The organism is Mycobacterium spongiae, assembly GCF_018278905.1.
In the GTDB taxonomy this organism is placed as follows: Bacteria; Actinomycetota; Actinomycetes; order Mycobacteriales; family Mycobacteriaceae; genus Mycobacterium; species Mycobacterium spongiae.
In genome coordinates, this window is record NZ_CP046600.1 from 822,399 (window position 1) to 840,581 (window position 18,183).

General features: G+C 64.8%; 19 protein-coding genes. 14 read left to right on the plus strand and 5 right to left on the minus strand.

The genetic code is table 11. From position 1 onward, the window contains the following. Window positions 1-5: 5 nt before the first annotated feature. On the minus strand, window positions 6-710 hold the full coding sequence (locus F6B93_RS03200) for a TetR/AcrR family transcriptional regulator (protein WP_211697707.1): 705 nt from the start codon (window positions 708-710) through the stop codon (window positions 6-8). A gap of 159 nt (window positions 711-869) precedes the next feature. Here F6B93_RS03200 and F6B93_RS03205 point away from each other — a divergent pair, with 159 nt between their 5' ends. The 6 genes from F6B93_RS03205 to deoC all read left to right on the plus strand — a co-directional run bounded on the left by F6B93_RS03205 (window position 870) and on the right by deoC (window position 5,574). Next, a complete protein-coding gene (locus F6B93_RS03205) occupies window positions 870-2,240 on the plus strand; it encodes a DUF445 domain-containing protein (RefSeq protein WP_211699243.1) in 1,371 nt (456 codons plus the stop codon). Between the two features lie 86 nt (window positions 2,241-2,326). Continuing rightward, the gene (locus tag F6B93_RS03210) at window positions 2,327-2,821 is read left to right on the plus strand and encodes a helix-turn-helix domain-containing protein (RefSeq protein ID WP_211697708.1); all 495 of its coding nucleotides are present in this window, start codon (window positions 2,327-2,329) and stop codon (window positions 2,819-2,821) included. A gap of 245 nt (window positions 2,822-3,066) precedes the next feature. Then, window positions 3,067-3,675 (plus strand): heparin-binding hemagglutinin HbhA, encoded by a 609-nt coding sequence (hbhA, locus tag F6B93_RS03215; RefSeq protein WP_211697709.1) that lies wholly within the window; start codon window positions 3,067-3,069, stop codon window positions 3,673-3,675. A 95-nt stretch (window positions 3,676-3,770) separates the two neighbouring features. Then, window positions 3,771-4,058: a DUF2516 family protein gene (locus F6B93_RS03220; RefSeq protein ID WP_211697710.1), complete on the plus strand. Its 288-nt coding sequence runs from the start codon at window positions 3,771-3,773 to the stop codon at window positions 4,056-4,058. Window positions 4,059-4,444: 386 nt separating this feature from the next. Beyond that, window positions 4,445-4,894 (plus strand): DUF2599 domain-containing protein, encoded by a 450-nt coding sequence (locus F6B93_RS03230; protein ID WP_211697711.1) that lies wholly within the window; start codon window positions 4,445-4,447, stop codon window positions 4,892-4,894. Next, window positions 4,894-5,574: a deoxyribose-phosphate aldolase gene (gene deoC, locus F6B93_RS03235; RefSeq protein WP_211697712.1), complete on the plus strand. Its 681-nt coding sequence runs from the start codon at window positions 4,894-4,896 to the stop codon at window positions 5,572-5,574. Before F6B93_RS03230 ends, deoC begins: the two co-directional genes overlap by 1 nt. 16 nt (window positions 5,575-5,590) lie before the next feature. Here the strand turns inward: deoC and F6B93_RS03240 are convergent, their stop codons facing one another. Both F6B93_RS03240 and F6B93_RS03245 read right to left on the minus strand, forming a co-directional pair. After that, complete coding sequence (locus F6B93_RS03240) at window positions 5,591-6,673, minus strand: LmeA family phospholipid-binding protein (RefSeq protein ID WP_211697713.1); 1,083 nt, start codon at window positions 6,671-6,673, stop codon at window positions 5,591-5,593. Next, entirely contained in the window at window positions 6,670-7,500 is an 831-nt protein-coding gene (locus F6B93_RS03245; RefSeq protein WP_211697714.1) for a carbon-nitrogen hydrolase family protein, read from the minus strand. The genes F6B93_RS03240 and F6B93_RS03245 overlap by 4 nt, the downstream gene beginning before the upstream one ends. A 404-nt stretch (window positions 7,501-7,904) precedes the next feature. Between F6B93_RS03245 and F6B93_RS03250 the strand changes: the two genes are divergently transcribed. Continuing rightward, complete coding sequence (locus F6B93_RS03250) at window positions 7,905-8,468, plus strand: TetR/AcrR family transcriptional regulator (RefSeq protein ID WP_211697715.1); 564 nt, start codon at window positions 7,905-7,907, stop codon at window positions 8,466-8,468. Window positions 8,469-8,523: 55 nt separating this feature from the next. On the opposite strand, the gene F6B93_RS03255 is transcribed toward F6B93_RS03250, so the two are convergent. Further along, window positions 8,524-9,054, minus strand: a complete 531-nt coding sequence (locus F6B93_RS03255; protein ID WP_211697716.1) for a DUF2505 domain-containing protein — start codon at window positions 9,052-9,054, stop codon at window positions 8,524-8,526. Window positions 9,055-9,080: 26 nt separating this feature from the next. On the opposite strand from F6B93_RS03255, the gene F6B93_RS03260 reads away from it, so the two are divergent. Together F6B93_RS03260 and F6B93_RS03265 are read left to right on the plus strand one after the other, a co-directional pair. Then, window positions 9,081-10,205, plus strand: coding sequence for a UDP-N-acetylmuramate dehydrogenase (locus F6B93_RS03260; protein WP_211697717.1), 1,125 nt, complete (start codon window positions 9,081-9,083; stop codon window positions 10,203-10,205). A 40-nt stretch (window positions 10,206-10,245) separates the two neighbouring features. Next, window positions 10,246-11,601 carry a L,D-transpeptidase gene (locus F6B93_RS03265; protein WP_246540983.1) on the plus strand — a complete coding sequence of 452 codons (1,356 nt, stop codon included), beginning with the start codon at window positions 10,246-10,248 and terminating at the stop codon, window positions 11,599-11,601. On the opposite strand, the gene F6B93_RS03270 is transcribed toward F6B93_RS03265, so the two are convergent. After that, a complete protein-coding gene (locus F6B93_RS03270; RefSeq protein WP_211697719.1) occupies window positions 11,579-12,337 on the minus strand; it encodes an SDR family oxidoreductase in 759 nt (252 codons plus the stop codon). The two genes, F6B93_RS03265 and F6B93_RS03270, sit on opposite strands and share 23 nt — an antisense overlap. A gap of 181 nt (window positions 12,338-12,518) precedes the next feature. Here F6B93_RS03270 and F6B93_RS03275 point away from each other — a divergent pair, with 181 nt between their 5' ends. The 5 genes from F6B93_RS03275 to F6B93_RS03295 all read left to right on the plus strand — a co-directional run bounded on the left by F6B93_RS03275 (window position 12,519) and on the right by F6B93_RS03295 (window position 18,084). Beyond that, entirely contained in the window at window positions 12,519-13,847 is a 1,329-nt protein-coding gene (locus F6B93_RS03275; protein ID WP_211697720.1) for an ROK family transcriptional regulator, read from the plus strand. Window positions 13,848-13,902: 55 nt separating this feature from the next. After that, window positions 13,903-15,255, plus strand: coding sequence for a D-inositol-3-phosphate glycosyltransferase (gene mshA / locus F6B93_RS03280; RefSeq protein WP_246540985.1), 1,353 nt, complete (start codon window positions 13,903-13,905; stop codon window positions 15,253-15,255). Next, on the plus strand, window positions 15,252-15,836 hold the full coding sequence (locus tag F6B93_RS03285) for a type III secretion system chaperone family protein (RefSeq protein ID WP_211697722.1): 585 nt from the start codon (window positions 15,252-15,254) through the stop codon (window positions 15,834-15,836). Before mshA ends, F6B93_RS03285 begins: the two co-directional genes overlap by 4 nt. A 93-nt stretch (window positions 15,837-15,929) precedes the next feature. Beyond that, a complete protein-coding gene (locus F6B93_RS03290; protein ID WP_211699244.1) occupies window positions 15,930-16,715 on the plus strand; it encodes a phosphoglyceromutase in 786 nt (261 codons plus the stop codon). Between the two features lie 133 nt (window positions 16,716-16,848). Next, on the plus strand, window positions 16,849-18,084 hold the full coding sequence (locus tag F6B93_RS03295) for a sensor histidine kinase (protein WP_211697723.1): 1,236 nt from the start codon (window positions 16,849-16,851) through the stop codon (window positions 18,082-18,084). The last annotated feature ends 99 nt before the right edge of the window (window positions 18,085-18,183 follow it).

Consider the following 18,183-nt stretch of genomic DNA (forward strand, 5'->3'; position numbering starts at 1 on the left):
GGATGCTAGACCTCTTCGCGGGGCGGCACGATCGGCGAGGGATGTGGCTGCTCCCGGAATTTCTCTAGTGATCCGCCGGCCTCCACGATGCCACACAATGCGCTCCAGCTCAGCATCGTGAGGTAGTCGATCAGTTCGTCTTTAGTCATCCGCGGGTCCGACATCCACGAGTGGGTGGCCAATTGCACGCCCCCGACAATCAGGTATGCCCACGGCTCCACCCCACCGGTGTCCATCCCGGCCTCATGCATGCGGCGGCGCAGCATAACCGCGATCATGCGGGCAATGATTCGCTCTGAGTCGGCGATCACTTTGCTTTTGCTGGCCGAGCTGTTCGCCATCACGAAGCGATACGGCTCTGGCTCGGCCGCCACGGTTTCGACGTAGACCCGAATGATTTCGCGGGTGAGGTCGTAGCCGTCCAAGGTGGATGACAGCGCCGCGGCCATGTTGGGGATCAACGTGGTCTGCGTGAAGCGCATCATCACCGCTGTCGTCAGGTCGTTCTTGTCGACGAAATAGCGGTAGAGCACCGTCTTGGAGACGCCGATCTCCGCGGCGATCTCGTCCATGCTCAGGTAACGGCCGTGTCGGCGGATGGCGACGATCGTGCCGTCCACCAACTCATTGCGGCGCTCCACCTTGTGCTGATGCCAGCGTCGCTTGCGGCCATCCGTCTTCGCGGTCACGGCCGGGATACCCTCTGCCACTTTCGCCGATTGCCATTCATGAGACGCCTTGATACTACGGCTTGTGAGGGTCTTTATGGCGCATCAGGCGGCATGCGCACGTGGCTCGGATGGCCCGACAGGCACTGCCGTTACATTAACTGCTTGCCGCAACTGCTTGCCGCAATAGCGGATGATGGTGTGGTGGCACACAGAGCCGATGTGTCGGGCTCGCCGTCGCGCGGGTTGGACTCGAGCAGGTTGCCAACTGGGCTGCGCCGGGCCCGAGTATCTTTCGCGGAGTCGTTCGCCGGGGCCGATCCGGAGGCCGATGCCGAGCGGCGGGTGGCGTTGCGCCGGATGAAAGCGGTGGCGCTGAGCTTCTTGGTGGGTGCCACTGTGGTGTTCCTGGTGTGTCGCTGGGCGCAGTCGCAAGGTGCCACCGCGACCTGGATTGGTTACGTCGGTGCGGCCGCTGAAGCCGGCATGGTGGGCGCGCTAGCTGACTGGTTCGCAGTGACTGCCTTGTTCACGCATCCGCTGCGCATCCCGATTCCGCACACGGCAATCATCAAGCGTAAGAAGGACCAGCTAGGCGAGGGTCTGGGGACCTTCATACGGGAGAACTTCCTGTCCGCGACGGTTGTGGAGGCCAAGTTGCGGGATGCACAGGTGCCCAGCCGGCTGGGCAAGTGGCTGTCAGAGGTCGCGCATGCCCAGCGGGTGGCCACCGAAACTGCGACGGTGCTACGGGTGCTGGTGGAGCTGCTCCGTGACGAAGACGTCCAGCACGTGATTGACAGGATGATCGTGCGCCGCATCGCCGAACCTCAGTGGGGTCCGCCCGTGGGCCGAGTACTGGCGACACTGCTGGCGGAGAATCGGCAGGAAGCATTGATCCAGCTGCTGGCCGACCGGGCGTTTCAGTGGTCGCTGAACGCCGGTGTGGTCATCGAGCGGGTGGTGGAGCGTGATTCGCCGAGCTGGTCGCCCCGATTTATCGACCACCTGGTTGGTGACCGTATCCATCGCGAGTTGATGGAATTCACCGACAAGGTTCGCCGCAACCCCGACCACGAATTGCGCCGCTCGGCGACCCAGTTCCTCTTCGAGTTCGCCGAAGATCTCCAGCACGATCCTGCCACCATTGCGCGCGCCGATGCGGTGAAAGAGCAACTGATGGCGCGCGACGAGATTGCCGATGCCGCCGCGACCGCGTGGAAGACACTCAAGAAGCTGGTCCTCGAGGGTGTCGACGACCCGTCCAGCCCGTTGCGCACCCGGATCACCGAGGCCGTGATCCAGATCGGGGAGTCCCTACGCGACGATGCTGACCTGCGCGACAAGGTGGACAACTGGATGGTGCGCGCCGCCCAGCATCTGGTCTCGCAGTATGGCGTGGAGATCACCGCGATCATCACCGAGACCATCGAGCGCTGGGATGCCGAGGAAGCCAGTCGGCGCATCGAACTGCATGTGGGTCGAGACCTACAGTTCATTCGAATCAACGGGACAGTGGTCGGGGCGCTTGCCGGGCTGGCGATCTACGCCATCGCGCAGTGGCTGTTCTGAGTGGGTGCTAACAAGCGCTTGCAAAAGCAAGCACCTGTCCGTACGCTGGGGCCATCGATACCGGACATGACTCTAGGAGTACACCGATGCCGCCGGAGGAGAAGCTGGCCGCCAAGGTGTCCACAAAGGCCTCCGACGTGGCCTCTGACATTGGCAGCTTCATCAGAGCACAGCGGGAGATAGCCCACGTCTCGGTGCGGCAGCTTGCCGAGCGGTCCGGTGTCAGCAATCCGTACCTCAGTCAGGTGGAACGCGGACTGCGCAAGCCGTCCGCCGACGTGCTGAGCCAGATCGCGAAGGCGTTGCGGGTTTCAGCGGAAGTTCTCTATGTGCGTGCTGGGATTCTTGAGCCCAGCGAGACCAGTCAGGTGCGTGACGCGATCATCATCGACACCGCGATCACCGAGCGTCAGAAGCAGATTCTGCTCGATATCTACGCGACTTTTACCCAGCAGAACGAAGCCACCCAGCTGAACGAAGCCACCCAGCAGAACGAAGCCACCCAGCAGAACGAAGCCACCCAGCTGAACGAAGCCACCAGTGAGGAGAGTCCGAGCGATCCGACATCGACGATTGGCTAGCCCAGGTCAGCGACATTCATGCGCTCGGCCACGGCGGATCAATCCGAGCCGACACGGGTATCGCCAATCATGCGAGTCACATTGGTGATGTCCACGATGCCGGCTGTCGGGTAGCCCAACAGGAAGGGGAAAGTTATCTCTTTGAAGTCAGTTGCTGGCTGAGCCGGCTACAACTTCCAGACCAACTTTCAAACCGAATACGTAAAAGCACCAGCTAAGAAACCAAAGTAGTGAAAGGGAACACCATGGCTGACAACACGAATGTCGAGGACCTCAAGGCACCGCTTCTCGCGGCGCTCGGCGCGGCCGACTTGGCCCTGGCCACTGTCAATGACCTGATCGCCAACTTGCGCGACCGTGCCGAAGAGACTCGCACCGACACCCGCAGCCGGGTTGAGGAGAGCCGCGCTCGTATCACCAAGCTGCAGGAGGACCTGCCCGAGCAGATCACCGAGTTGCGCGAGAGGTTCACCACGGACGAGTTGCGCAAGGCTGCCGAGGGCTACCTCGAGGCCGCCACGAGCCGTTACAACGAGTTGGTCGAGCGCGGCGAGGCCGCTTTGGACCGGCTGCGCACTCAGCAGGGGTTTGAGGACGTGTCGGCGCGTGCCGAGGGCTATGTGGACCAGGCTGTCGAGCTGACGCAGGAAGCCCTGGGGACGGTCGCGACGCAGACCCGCGCGGTCGGTGAGCGCGCCGCCAAGCTGGTCGGTATCGACTTGCCGAAGAAGGAAGCCCCGGCCAAGGCCAAGAAGACGGCTCCCGCGAAGGCCAAGAAGGCTGCTCCGGCCAAGAAGACGGCCGCAAAGAAGGCGCCTGCGAAGAAGGCCGCCAAGAAGGTCACCCAGAAATAGCGATCCACTCGGACCGCTGATCCACTCGACTCCGAGCCGCCCCGCCGGGCGGCTCGGAGTCGACGTATTGGACGGAATCCGCTTAGGCTGAATGTGTGAACCACCTCGTGGGTACCGTCATGTTGGTCTTGCAGATCGCCGTCTTGGTGACGGCGGTGTACTCATTTGTGCATGCAGCGATGCAACGACCGGACGCTTACACGGCTGCCGACAAGATGACTAAGCCGGCGTGGTTGGTGATCCTTGGTGCGGCTGTGGCGTTGACGTCCTTCCTGGGCTTCGTTTTCGGCGTGCTGGGGATGGCGATAGCCGCTTGTGCGGCCGGCGTGTATCTGGTCGATGTACGGCCCAAGCTCCTCGAGATCCAAGGTAAGTCGCGCTAGCGTCCTGCGCCTGACGCGGCTGCAATCCTGTCACTTCGACCCGCGGCGAGCCGAAGGGTTTAGGTCAACCCGTTGATCCCGTTTTGGCCGAGCAGGAGCCCGCCGGTGCCCCCGGTGCCCGCGGTGATGCCGGTCCCGCCGTTGCCGATCAGCACGGCGTTGCCGCCTCAAGTACCGCGTATCCCCGTTGTGCGCGGCACGCTGCCCCCGCCGGTGTCTGCTGGATCGACGAAGTGGAACGCTGGTGCGGTGTGTGCACCGACCAACTGCGGCGCCGCGTCGCCCCCGAAGCGTTGCAACTCGCGCCAGCGACGCACTCGACTGCAGCTATGCTGGGGCGACCGCGACATCATTTCGCGCGGATTACGGGCGCAGGACATGGCGGGATGAGAGTTCTGTTGGCGGTGTCGACTGCGGTGTTCGTCGCCTTGTTGGGCGCAGGACCTGCCGGTGCGAGTCCCGCGGCTGACCCCGGGGCCGATGCGGATCCACCGTTCGTCGGCCACGTCGAGTGGACACAGTGGCGATCTCTGACAAGCCTGCGGATTTATCCCACGACATCGGGGCGCACGGCGGCCGGGCACCTCGGACCTCGCGGCGCGGCCGACGAGGCGTGGGCGGAGGTGCTCGCGCTCGCACCCGATGCTGACTCCGTCGGCATGCACGCACAGTTCATGTGCCACTGGAACTTTGCCGAGATTGCGCAGCCCGGAAAAGCTAGCTGGAACCTTGAGCCTTGGCGGCCGGTCGTCGATGACGTCGCGATGATCACGTCGGCCTGCAATCCGGTCGGCGCTGAGGTGCGGGTGCCCTCGACTACCGATGGCCAGTTCTAGTGTCGGGTCAACCCAGTCGGGGGCAGCTGGCGGCGCTGGTGGACCACACCTTGCTCAAACCCGAGGCCACCAATGCTGACGTGGCCGCCCTGGTTGCCGAGGCGGCAGACTTGGGCGTCTACGCGGTATGTGTGTCGCCGCCGATGGTGCCGGTCGCGGTCGACGCGGGCGGCGTGCGGGTCGCGGCGGTGGCAGGTTTTCCGTCAGGTAAGCACGTGTCCGTGGTCAAGGCGCGGGAGGCGGCTCTAGCCGTAGCTTCGGGGGCGCGGGAGATCGACATGGTGATCGACATCGGTGCTGCGCTCGCAGGTGACTTCGATGCGGTGCGATCAGACATCGAGACAGTGCGCGCCGCCGCGTCCGGGACCGTGCTCAAGGTAATCGTCGAGTCTGCGCTGCTACTCAGTCAGGCGAATGCGCAAACGCTGACCGGCGTTTGTCGAGTGGCCGAGGAGGCCGGCGCGGAATTCGTCAAGACCTCAACCGGGTTTCACCCCGCCGGCGGTGCGACGGTGCGTGCGGTCGAGCTGATGAACGAGACCGTCGGCGGGCGTCTTGGAGTCAAGGCCAGTGGCGGAATCCGGACGGCCGCGGATGCCATCGCGATGCTGGACGCGGGCGCTACCAGGCTGGGGCTGTCCGGCACTCGAATGGTGTTGGACGGGCTTAGTCAGGATTGACCCGAGGGTGGCGACGTCAGAGGTTGGCGAAGCACGGGTTCTGGGTGCCGATGGGGATGGCGGCGTCGCGGGTGGAGAAGTGGCTGATCACGCCGGTCGGGGTGACCTGCACGCTGTCCGCGTGAATACCCAACGGGTAGTTCTTGGTCAGGGTGGCGGTGAAGTCGTTGAGTGTCGATTGCACGATCTCGCGTGGCAAGGAAAAGCCCAGGGTGTTGAAACTGATGATCTCGAGCGCGATGCCGTTACCGGACACCTTGGGCTTCGCCACAATGTCGTTGAGCATCCCCTTTAATTCGATGGTGCCATCGGCGGGATGGGTGATCACGGCGCTGGTAACGAAGGCGCCCAGCACAGGAATCGCATTCTGTACCGATTCCTTGATGCCTTCGGACGACCACGTGATGGTGGCATCCAGCGCGCCGATCGTGCCCTGGGAGCTCGGCGTCGACTTGAGATTGACGTCTTGGATAGTGATCTGGACCTTCATGCCTTTGGCATCACGTATCTGGTTGCCTGCGGTCTCAACCGAAATGTTGGTGAAGTGGCGCGTGGCGACCTGCCACAGCAGCAGTGGCGCGACCCCGAACGAGGCCGTGGCTTGATCGTTGACCTCGCATGCCACCGCCTCGGCGACCTTGCTATTGGCGACGTGGCGAGCGTAGAGCTCGCCAGCGATCAGCCCGGCAACCAGGAGCGAAAAGACGATGATGAGGACCAGAAAAATGGTTAGCGGGTCCCGACGGGAGCGTCGCTTGGTTTTCACCGTTGCTGGCTCTTCCGGCGGCTTAGCCGTCTGAGCCGATGGCGCCGCCGATGTGCGGGGCGATGATTGGGAACTGGGTCGCGCCGCCGCGGCATTGGCGGCAGCCAGTTGTTCGGTTTGTGACTCGGCCTGCTGCGGCGACTGAGCAGGCAAAGTCGGTGATTCCTCGACCCGAGCACCGCCGGGCTCGCCGGGGCGAAGCCGCCCGGTTGATGGATCGGACTGTGCCGAAGGACGGGAGTGAGGGTCGCGCCCGCTCGCGGGTGAAGGACCTGGATCCCCGGGACGTGCCCACTTTGTTGGGTCGCTCGCTGGTCCTTGCGGGTTAGTCACCCACGCGATTCTGCCCTATCAAGCTGAACGAAGTGTGAGTGGTTGCGCAGCACTGCGAGGTTGTCGCGGGCGGCGGCGACGTTGTCGACGTCGATGTCGGCGACTAGCAGTTGCTGCCGGGTACCAGCCGCCGCAACCGTCTCGCCCAGCGGTGAGGCGACCAGGCTCCCGCCCACTCCGGTGGGCGCTTTCGAGCTCGCGAGCGTGTCGCCGGGGTCGGCCTGACCGGCCGCGGCGATGTAGCTCATCGAGTCCAGTGCCCGTGCCCGCGCCAGCAGTGTCCACTGTTCGAGTTTGCCGGCACCGGAGCCCCACGATGCGCACACCGTAATGAGCTGGGCTCCGCGCCGGGCTAGTTCGGTGTAGAGCGCGGGAAAACGGATGTCGTAGCAAATGGTCAACCCGACCGCAACGCCGTCGACGTCGACCACTACCGGTTGGTGTCCAGGTGCGACGGTCCGCGATTCGGTGAAGCCGAACGCGTCATAGAGGTGAATCTTGTGATAGTGGGTGTCGGGGCGATTGGGCGTGCCCGGCCCCGCGGCGATGAGTGTGTTCGTCACCCGCCCGCCGTCGGCGGGGGTGAACATGCCGGCGATCACGGTGATGTCGGACTCGGCCGCGATCTGACGGACGCTGGTGGCCCAGGGGCCATCAACGGGCTCGGCGATCGGGCTCAGCGGGACGCCGAACCGGCACATGGTCGCCTCGGGAAATACCACGAGGCGCGCGCCCTCGTCGGCGGCCGTGTCCGCGTACTCGCGCACCAGCTGCAGATTTGCCTCAGGGTCGGTACCGCTGAGGATTTGCGCCAATGCGATTCGCATGCGCGCCAGCTTAGGCCCGCCGACGATGCGCGCCGCCTGCGGCGTGAGGAGGAGGTGGGTGAGTCCAGTTCGAGCCCGCCGACGATGCGCGCCGCCTGCGGCGTGAGGAGGAGGTGGGTGAGTCCAGTTCGAGCCCGCCGACGATGCGCGCCGCCTGCGGCGTGAGGAGGAGGTGGGTGAGTCCAGTTCGAGCCCGCCGACGATGCGCGCCGCCTGCGGCGTGAGGAGGAGGTGGGTGAGTCCAGTTCGAGCCCGCCGACGATGCGCGCCGCCTGCGGCGTGAGGAGGAGGTGGGTGAGTCCAGTTCGAGCCCGCCGACGACCTAGCATACCACTAATGCAAGTAATAACTTGCATTAGTGGTATGCTAGCCACTACCGGTATCGACGCGGCGTTCGGAGGTACATGCCCAGGCGTATCGACGTAGACGGCTTATTCGACGCGACGGTCCGGGTATTCGCCGAGCGCGGATACCGGGCCACGACAACCCAGGAGATCGCCAGTCGAGGCGGGGTCAACGAGGTCACACTGTTCCGCCGCTACGGCGACAAGGCGACCCTGATCAACACGGCGCTGACGCACGCTCTCGCGAAGTCGCCTTTTGCTCGAGTGACGGTCACCGACGACGTCAGGGCCGACCTCGTGGCACTAGTGCAGGCCTACGCCGCGACGGTGGAAACCTACGGTGGTGCCGTCATGACGCTGTTGGTTGAAATTCCACGTCACCCCGAACTCCGTGGTGCGATGGCCGCGTTCACGCCGAACCTGCTCAACGCCGTTCAGGTGATTGCAACACATCAAGATCGAGGACAGCTTAGGCCGGGTGACCCCGTGCAGAAGCTCGTCACACTTATCGCGCCACTCATGGTAGTCGGCCTGTGGGCGCGCACCGGAGCCGAAATTATCGCGCCGAAGTTTGACCCGGACGCCCTCGTCACCGCATTCCTTGACGGCCAGCGCGGGAACTGATCCCGCATTCGTCACGGCGGGCGATGGAGCCCGGATAAACCTCGCGCACCAGGAACTAGCGCGCAGCGTTGTTGGCAATCCAGTCGGTGGTGAATTGATGTTCCGCGGTAACCAAGCCGGCCAATTGGGTGCCGATGATTTTCTCCAGCTTGCCGCCGATAATCGGGACACGCACCTGGACAGTGACCCGGTACGTCAGCCGGGCCGCCTCCGATTCAGGGGCTGGCGCCAGCACGGCGATGCCCTGAAGGCTCACGGGAGCGTTGACGATCGACCCGGCAATCGACGCCGTTGCGGTGCCGTCGTCGACCGGACCCCAAATCTCCTCGCGTCGCACGGACAAGTCGCCGCGGTGTAGCTGCGTGACCAAGCCAGGCAGGTTCTGGCTGAGCATGGTCTGCAGGGTCACCACTTCGATGGTCTTGTCGGTGTCCGATTCACCACCCACCTGCATCGACTCCAGCGTCGCGACGTCGACAGGGGAAACTGCCAGCCGTCCCTGCCAATAGTCGAGTTCACCGAAAGCTCGATGAACTTCTTCAACGCTGCGCTCGTAATCGACCGACATGTCAAATGAACGCGGCATAGCTGGTCAGGCTACCGTTACACGCCGTGGTCGGTTCGCTCTTTGCCGGTGCGCATGTCGCCGATGAGGTCCCGTTGGCGCCACTGACCACCTTGCGTGTCGGTCCGATTGCCCGCCGGGTAATTACCTGCGCCACTTCCGAACAGGTGGTTGCAGCACTGCAGTACCTGGATGCCGAGGCCACGGCCAGCGCCGGCAGTCCGCTGTTGGTGTTTGCTGGCGGGTCCAACCTGGTGATCGCAGAGACCATGACCGACCTGACCGTGGTCCGGCTGACAAACAGCGATATCACGGTTGACGGCAACCTCGTGCGCGCGCAGGCAGGGGCGGTGTGGGACGACGTCGTGGTCAAGGCCCTAGAGCACGGTCTCGGCGGGCTGGAATGCCTATCCGGTATCCCCGGGTCGGCCGGTGCGACTCCGGTACAGAACGTGGGCGCCTACGGCGCCGAGGTGTCCGACACCATTACTCGGGTTCGTCTCTTGGACCGGGGCAGCGGCGAGGTGTGCTGGGTGCCTGCGCGCGAGCTGGGTTTCGGCTACCGGACCAGTGTGCTCAAGCACTCTGGTGGGGAGGCAGATGGCCTTCGGACTCCCCGAGTGGTCCTGGAAGTGGAGTTCGCACTGGATCCATCTGGTCGCAGTGCGCCGCTAAGGTACGGCGAACTGACGGCGGCCCTGGGTGTCACCGGCGGCGAACACGCCGATCCGCACGAGGTTCGTGAGGTGGTGCTGGCGCTGCGGGCACGGAAGGGCATGGTGCTCGACGCGGCCGACCATGACACCTGGAGCGTCGGATCGTTCTTTACCAACCCGGTGGTGGCACCCGACGTCTATCATCGGCTGGCCCGGTGGGCCGCCGATCGCGGCGAGGGTGCGGTGCCGCACTATCCGGCACCCGACGGGGTCAAGCTGGCGGCTGGCTGGTTGGTGGAGCGGGCCGGATTCAGCAAAGGGTATCCGGACGAGTCGCTGGATGGCGCTACCGCGCGGTGCCGGCTTTCCACCAAGCATGCGCTTGCCCTGACGAATCGAGGTGGAGCCACTGCCGAAGACGTGATGGCGCTGGCACGAATCGTCCGCGACGGCGTTCGCGATGTGTTTGCTATCACACTTCATCCCGAGCCTGCGCTGGTCGGATGCATGGTGTAGCTGCTACTTTCGTGTTCTAGTACCCCCGCCGCGGGTCTTTGTGCCGGGGGAGTTGCAGTCTGTCCCGGTATGGTTGACGTCCGTGAACACATCGAGCGTCCCGCAGCCGGTCAATCGGCGCCGGGCATTGGCGGCCCTTGGGGTCGGGGTGTTCGCGCCGGTGGTTCTGGCCTCGTGCGCCGGCAAAGGAGCCCCGCTCACGGGCAAGAAGGTGCCGCAGGCGCCCCAGCTGACATTCCGGCCTGCCGACACCGCCGAGGATGTGGTCCCGATCGCTCCGATTAGCGTGGAGGTCGGCAATGGCTGGCTCCAACGGGTCACTCTGACGAATCCCACCGGCAAGGTTGTGGCCGGGGCGTACAACCGGGATCGCACCGCTTACACGATTACCGAGCCGTTGGGCTACAACACCACCTACGTCTGGAGTGGCTCGGCGGTCGGCCATGATGGCAAGGCCGTCCCAGTGGCAGGCAAGTTCACTACCGTGTCGCCTGCCACGACGATCGACGGTGGATTCCAGCTGGCCGACGGTCAAACCGTCGGGGTCGCTGCGCCGGTCATCATTCAGTTCGATTCGCCGATCAGCGACAAAGCCGCTGTTGAGCGGGCGCTGCGTGTCACCACCAACCCCCCCGTCGAGGGAAGTTGGGCGTGGTTGCCCGACGAGGCGCAAGGTGCACGCGTGCATTGGCGTCCGCGGGAGTACTACCCGGCGGGCACCACGGTCGACGTCGACGCGAAGCTCTACGGAATACCGTTCGGCGACGACGCCTATGGCGCACAAGACATGTCGCTGCATTTCCAAGTTGGGCGCCGACAGGTGGTCAAAGCAGAAGTCTCCTCCCACCGCCTTCAGGTCGTCACCGATGCGGGCGTCATCATGGACTTCCCCTGCAGCTATGGGGAGGCTGACTTGGCGCGAAACGTTACCCGCAACGGGGTGCACGTCGTGACCGAGAAGTACGCCGACTTCTACATGTCCAACCCGGCTGCGGGCTACACCAATGCGCACGAACGCTGGGCGGTACGGATTTCCAACAATGGCGAATTCATCCACGCCAACCCGATGAGCGCTGGAGCGCAGGGCAATACCAACGTCACCAATGGCTGCATCAATCTGTCTAACGCCAACGCCGAGGAGTACTACCAGTCCGCGATCTACGGTGATCCCGTTGAGGTGACCGGCAGCTCGATCCAGCTGTCCTACTCCGACGGGGACATCTGGGACTGGGCCGTGGACTGGGATACCTGGCTGTCCATGTCGGCGTTACCGCCGCGGGACGCGCACACACCGGCGACTCCGATTCCTGTCACCGCTCCGGGGACACCGTCGGAAGCCCCGAGCGCGACCAGTCCCAATAGCACCGTCACGACTAACGCACGCCCGGGTGGTTAGCCTTTCTGGTGGCTGATGCCTGGTCGCGCGGCCGTATGACGATCTGGTCCAGGTTGACGTGCGGCGGGCGGCTGGCCACGAAGCCGATCACCTCGGCGATATCTGCAGCCGTCAGCGGTGTCATGCCGGTGTAGACCGCATCCGCGCGTTGCCGGTCGCCGTCGAAACGAACCAGCGAGAATTCGGTCTCGACAGCACCCGGGGCAATCTCGGTGAGCCGGACTGGCTTTCCCAGCAATTCGCCGCGGAGCGTGCGGTGCAGAGCGCCCTGCGCGTGTTTGGCCGCCGTGTAGCCGGCGCCCCCGTCATAAACTTCGAGTGCGGCAATCGAGGTGACGGTGACAATCAGGCCGTCGCCGGAAGCGATGAGCTTGGGCAGCAGTGCACGGGTCACGCGCAGGGTGCCGAGCACATTTGTCTCCCACATCCAGCGCCAGTGCTCCATATCGGCGTCGGCCACGGGTTCCAGCCCTTTGGCGCCACCAGCGTTGTTGACCAGCACGTCAACCCGCTCCAAGTCACGTGCCAAGGCCTGTACGGCGGTGTCGTCAGTGACATCGGCCACAACTGCTGTTCCGCCGAGCTCGTGGGCGAGTGCAGTTAGTCGGTCTGCCCGACGTGCCACCACGACTACTTGAAACCCTTGGGCGGCAAGCGTTCTGGCACTTGCTTCGCCGATCCCGGAGCTGGCGCCGGTAACTACCGCGACTCGTTTCTGGGTGCCGGCTGTCGTCATCGGGACCACTGTAGTAAACGTGCTAAGTTTTCGGTGTGTACCTCAGCGCTTTGTTCAGCACGACGACCGCGTGTCTTTTCGCGGGCGCTTGTTGTTGTCGCGCACTTTGCCGCGCCTAACGCAAGCCCGTCGGCAGGTGTGGCCAAAGGACCCGGCCACCGGAACTCGGATAAGGACGCCCGTGCACTCGACTACCCGTGCCTCTCAATCGCCCCGCCGCAAACCCGGCCAACAGCGCCAGGTGCGGTCGCACCGTTACATAATGCGCCCTGCTCTGCATCTGTCGGATTCCGCGGCCGCGTCGGTCTTCCGAGCGGTACGCCTGCGGGGTCCCGTCGGCCGCGATGTTATCGCTGGGGTCACATCGCTGAGCGTCGCCACGGTGAATCGCCAGGTCAACACGCTGCTTGAGGCCGGTCTGTTGCGCGAGCGCGCCGACCTGGCGGTTTCTGGGGCCATTGGGCGCCCACGCGTGCCCGTGGAGGTCAACCACGAACCGTTCGTGACTTTGGGCATGCACATCGGGGCGCGGACGACCAGCATCGTCGCGGTCGACCTCTTCGGCCGCACGCTCGATTCGGTAGAGACTCCAACCCCGCGTCATGCTGTGGGGCCTGCGCTGACGTCACTGGCCGAGAGCGCCAGCAAGTACCTGAGTCGCTGGCACCGGCGCCGTGCGTTGTGGGTCGGGATAGCGATTGGTGGTGGAGTCGACAGCGCCACCGGGCAGGTCGATCACCCGCGGCTCGGGTGGTGCCAGGCTCCAGTCGGTGCGGTGTTTGCCGATGCTTTGGGTCTGCCGGTTTCGGTGGCGTCCCATGTTGACGCCATGGCCGGCGCCGAAGTGCTGCTTGCTAGGCGCCGGTTCGCGCCTAGCTCACCGACCAGCTTGTACGTATACGCCCGCGAAACCGTGGGCTACGCGCTGGTGATCGGTGGGCGCGTGCACTGCCCGGCCAGCGGCCCAGGCACTATTGCCGCGCTACCGGTCCACTCGGAGCTGCTCGGTGGCACCGGGCAGCTGGAATCCACGGTCAGCGACGAGGCGGTGTTGGCGGCTGCCCGCCGCCTCAAAGTGCTTCCCGATATCGTCCCCGGCGCCGCGCCCACGACTCGGGCTGGCGGTTCTGCAACGGCCATCACTGACCTGTTGCGGCTGGCGCGGACCGGCAATGATCAGGCCAGGGAGATCCTGGCAGAGCGGGCTAAAGTGCTGGGAGAGGCCGTCGCGCTGTTGCGCGATCTGCTCAACCCCGACGAATTGGTGGTCGGCGGCCAAGCGTTCACCGAGTATCCGGAGGCGATGGAGCAGGTTCAGGCGGCGTTTGCCGCGCGCTCGGTATTGGCGCCGCGTGATATCCGGGTCACGGCTTTCGGCAACCGAGTTCAAGAGGCTGGTGCCGGCATCGTGTCGTTGGGCGGCCTCTACGCCGACCCGCTCGGCGCATTGCGCCGTTCCGGGGTGTTGAACCCCCGGCACCTGGATCCGGCCCCCGAGGCACTTGCCTAACCGGGTCTGACGTGCAGCGTCCGCGCACGAGATGCGCTCCTGCAAGGATGGCAGTGTGGGCAACAATGACGGCTCTTTGAATCGCGTCGCGGCGAGGGACCCGCGCCGGGTTGCACTACTGGCGGTACATACCTCGCCGTTGGCTCAGCCCGGCACCGGCGATGCCGGAGGCATGAACGTCTATCTTCTGCAAAGCGCGCTGCATCTTGCCCGGCGCGGTATTGAGGTGGAGATCTTCACTCGGGCCACCGCGTCCGCGGATCCGCCGACGGTGCCGGTGGCGCCCGGAGTCTTGGTGCGCAACGTCGTGGCGGGGCCGTTCGAGGGCCTGGACAAATACGATTTGCCCACCCAGCTGTGCGCTTTTGCCGCCGGGGTGTTGCGCGCCGAGGCTGCCCACGAACCAGGCTATTACGACATCGTGCACTCGCATTACTGGCTCTCCGGCCAAGTCGGCTGGCTGGCCCGTGACCGCTGGGCGGTGCCGCTGGTACATACTGCGCACACCCTGGCCGCGGTCAAGAATGCGGCGTTGCCCGATGGTGACGCGCCCGAGCCGCCATTGCGCAAGGTCGGGGAGCAGCAGGTCGTCGATGAGGCGGATCGATTGATCGTCAACACCGAAGATGAAGCCAATCAAGTGATTTCGATCCACGGCGCTGACCCAAGACGAATTGACGTCGTCCATCCCGGCGTCGACCTGGACGTGTTCGGTCCCGGGGATCGCCGGACAGCCCGGGCCGCGTTAGGGCTGCCAATCGATGAGCCGGTGGTGGCATTTGTGGGTCGGATTCAGCCGCTGAAAGCGCCGGACATCGTGCTGCGTGCGGCCGCGAAGCTACCCGGGGTGCGCACGGTCATCGCAGGCGGGCCGTCGGGCAGTGGCCTGGCCTCGCCGGACGGATTGGTTCGGCTCGCCGACGACCTCGGCATCACCGCGCGGGTGACGTTCCTGCCGCCGCAGTCGCGCAGGGATCTCGCGACCGTGTTCCAGGCGGCCGACATTGTCGCCGTTCCGAGCTACTCCGAGTCGTTCGGGCTGGTCGCCGTGGAGGCGCAGGCCTGCGGTACGCCGGTCGCGGCGGCCGAGGTGGGCGGGCTGCCGGTCGCGGTGCGCGACGGGGTCACCGGGACGTTGGTGCCCGGGCATGAGGTCGATCGGTGGGCGGATGCGATCGATCACTTGTTGCGGCTAAGCGTCGGGCCGCAGGGAACAGCGATGAGTCGCGCGGCGGCCCAGCACGCGGCCACCTTCTCATGGGAAAACACCACAAACGCCCTGTTGGCCAGCTATCGACGTGCGATCGCCGATTTCGCTGCCGCGCATCCGCGACGCGACGTGATTTCGGACCGGGCTGCGATGCGCAGACCCCGGCGCTGGACGTCGCGTCGCGGGGTGGGCGCATGAGTTCCACCTCGCACACCATGCAGACCGTGCAGCGAGTCATCGAGGATGCACTCGAGGTCAGCCAGCTAAAATACGCACACCACGACGGCGCGCACGGCGGGCCACCCGGCTTGGTCGTGGAGCTTCCCGGCGAGCGAAAGCTCACGACCAACACCGTCTTGAGCATCGGCGAGCATTCGGTGCGCGTCGAGGCGTTCGTCTGTCGTAAGCCCGACGAGAACCATGAGGGGGTCTACAGGTTCCTGCTCAGGCGCAACCGGCGGCTATACGGGGTCGCCTATGCGTTGGACAAGGTCGGCGACATCTATCTGTTGGGCCGGATGTCGCTGCACTCGGTGAATGCGGAAGAGATTGATCGGGTGCTGGGGCAGGTGCTCGAAGCGGTGGATTCGGACTTCAACACCTTGTTGGAGTTGGGTTTCCGGTCGTCGATCCAAAAGGAGTGGGAGTGGCGGGTTTCCCGTGGCGAGTCGCTCCGGAACCTGCAGGCGTTTGCACACTTGCGCCCGACGACGATGCCGAGCGCTCAGCGCGATCAGCTGCAGGCGGGAAATCCGACGGTCGACGGCGAGGAGGACTAGCGTTCGGGACCCGTGGCCGGGGTTCTGCCACAGCCAGGCCGCGCGATCGAGAACGCCCACATTCGTGAGAGACTTGGCCGAATGCGACCCGAGATGCGCCCCAGAATCGGCACAGGAAACAGCGACACAAACACTGTCACATTGGTGCTGCTCCGCCACGGCGAGAGCGACTGGAACGCCCGCAACCTGTTCACCGGTTGGGTCGATGTCGACCTGACCGAGAAAGGCCGGGCGGAGGCAGTTCGAAGCGGCGAGCTCCTAGTCGAGCATGACCTCCTGCCCGATGTCTTATACACATCGTTGTTGCGGCGCGCGATCACCACCGCGCACTTGGCGCTGGACAGTGCCGACCGGTTGTGGATTCCGGTGCGGCGCAGCTGGCGGCTCAACGAGCGCCACTACGGCGCCTTGCAGGGCCTGGACAAGGCCGAGACCAAAGAGCGGTATGGCGAAGAGCAGTTTATGGCGTGGCGGCGCAGCTACGATACGCCGCCACCGCCGATCGAGAAGGGCAGCACGTTCAGCCAGGACGCCGACCCGCGATACGCCGACATCGCCGGCGGCCCGCTGACCGAATGCCTTGCTGACGTAGTAGCGCGGTTCCTGCCTTACTTCACCGACGTCATCGTCGGCGACCTGCGGTCCGGCAAGACGGTGCTGATCGTTGCGCACGGCAACTCCTTGCGGGCGCTGGTCAAGCACTTGGACCAGATGTCTGACGACGAGATCGTCGGACTGAACATTCCGACGGGCATTCCGCTGCGCTATGACCTGGATGAGGATCTGCGGCCGGTGGTGCCCGGCGGTGTCTATCTGGATCCGGAGGCGGCGGCCGCCGGTGCCGCCGCGGTGGCCAGTCAAGGCGCCGCAAAGACCTGATTTCGGCCGCTCTACGGCTGTCTGCTGAACATCGCATGAACGGTGGCGGAACACCTGGCGCGGATGGTGTGACTTGTCCGATTTTGGCCTTGCGCCGCTAGGGCTGCGTTCACCCGATTTGTAGGATTTCGTTGTGACTGTGTTCTCGGCACTGTTGCTGGCCGGGGTCTTGTCCGCGCTGGCACTGGCCATTGGTGTTGCGGCCGGAACCCGGTTGGCGCCCTGGATCGTCCAACGCCGCCAACGGGTGGCCACCGAGCGTTCGGGAATTACGGTCTCGCAGATGTTGCAACGCGTCGTTGCGCTGATGCCGATGGGCACCGCGGTGGTCGATGCCCATCGTGACGTTGTCTACCTCAACGAACAGGCCCGCAAGCTGGGTTTGGTGCGCGACCGCCAGCTTGACACCCAGGCCTGGCGGGCAGCGCAGGAGGCGCTGGGCGGTGAAGACGTCGAGTTCGACCTGACACCGACCAAGCGTTCGGCCCCGGGTCGATCTGGGCTCTCGGTGCATGGGCACGCGCGGCTGTTGAGCGAGGAAGACCGCCGGTTCGCGGTGGTGTTTGTCTACGACCAATCGGACTATGCCCGCATGGAGGCGGCCAGGCGCGACTTTGTCGCCAACGTCAGTCACGAGCTGAAGACACCAGTTGGCGCTATGGCTTTGCTTGCCGAAGCGTTGCTGGCTTCTTCAGACGACTCCGAAACGGTTCGCCGGTTCGCCGAGAAGGTGCTCATCGAGGCCAACCGGCTGGGCGACATGGTCGCTGAGCTGATCGAGTTGTCTCGGTTGCAGGGTGCGGAGCGTTTGCCCAATGTGACCAATGTCGACGTCGATACGATCGTGACCGAGGCGATTTCCCGCCACAAGGTGGCGGCTGACAACGCCGACATCGAGGTCCGTACCGATGCACCTAGCGGCCTGCGGGTCCTCGGAGACCAAACCCTGCTGGTTACCGCCTTGGCCAACCTGGTTTCTAATGCAATCGCCTATTCGCCTCGCGGATCGTTGGTGTCGATCAGCCGTCGCCGCCGCGGTGACGGTGTTGAAATCGCGGTCACCGATCGGGGTATTGGGATCGCTCTGGAGGACCAGGAGCGGGTCTTCGAGCGGTTCTTCCGGGGCGACAAGGCGCGCTCACGTGCTACTGGTGGCAGCGGCCTCGGGTTGGCGATCGTCAAACATGTCGCTGCCAATCACAACGGCAGCATTGGGGTGTGGAGTAAGCCCGGAACTGGATCGACGTTCACGCTGTCCATCCCGGCGTCGGGAGCAGCCTCCTCGGAGGTCGATGGGGAACCCGAGCAGTCAGGCGGGCGTGAAGGGCGGCCAAACAGGTCACAACGAGAGGAAGAGCTAAGTCGATGACCCGCACCGGCGACGATGCAGAGCGAAGCGATGAGAAGGAGCGGCGCTGATGACCCGCGGCGGCGACGATGCAGAGCGAAGCGATGAGAAGGAGCGGCG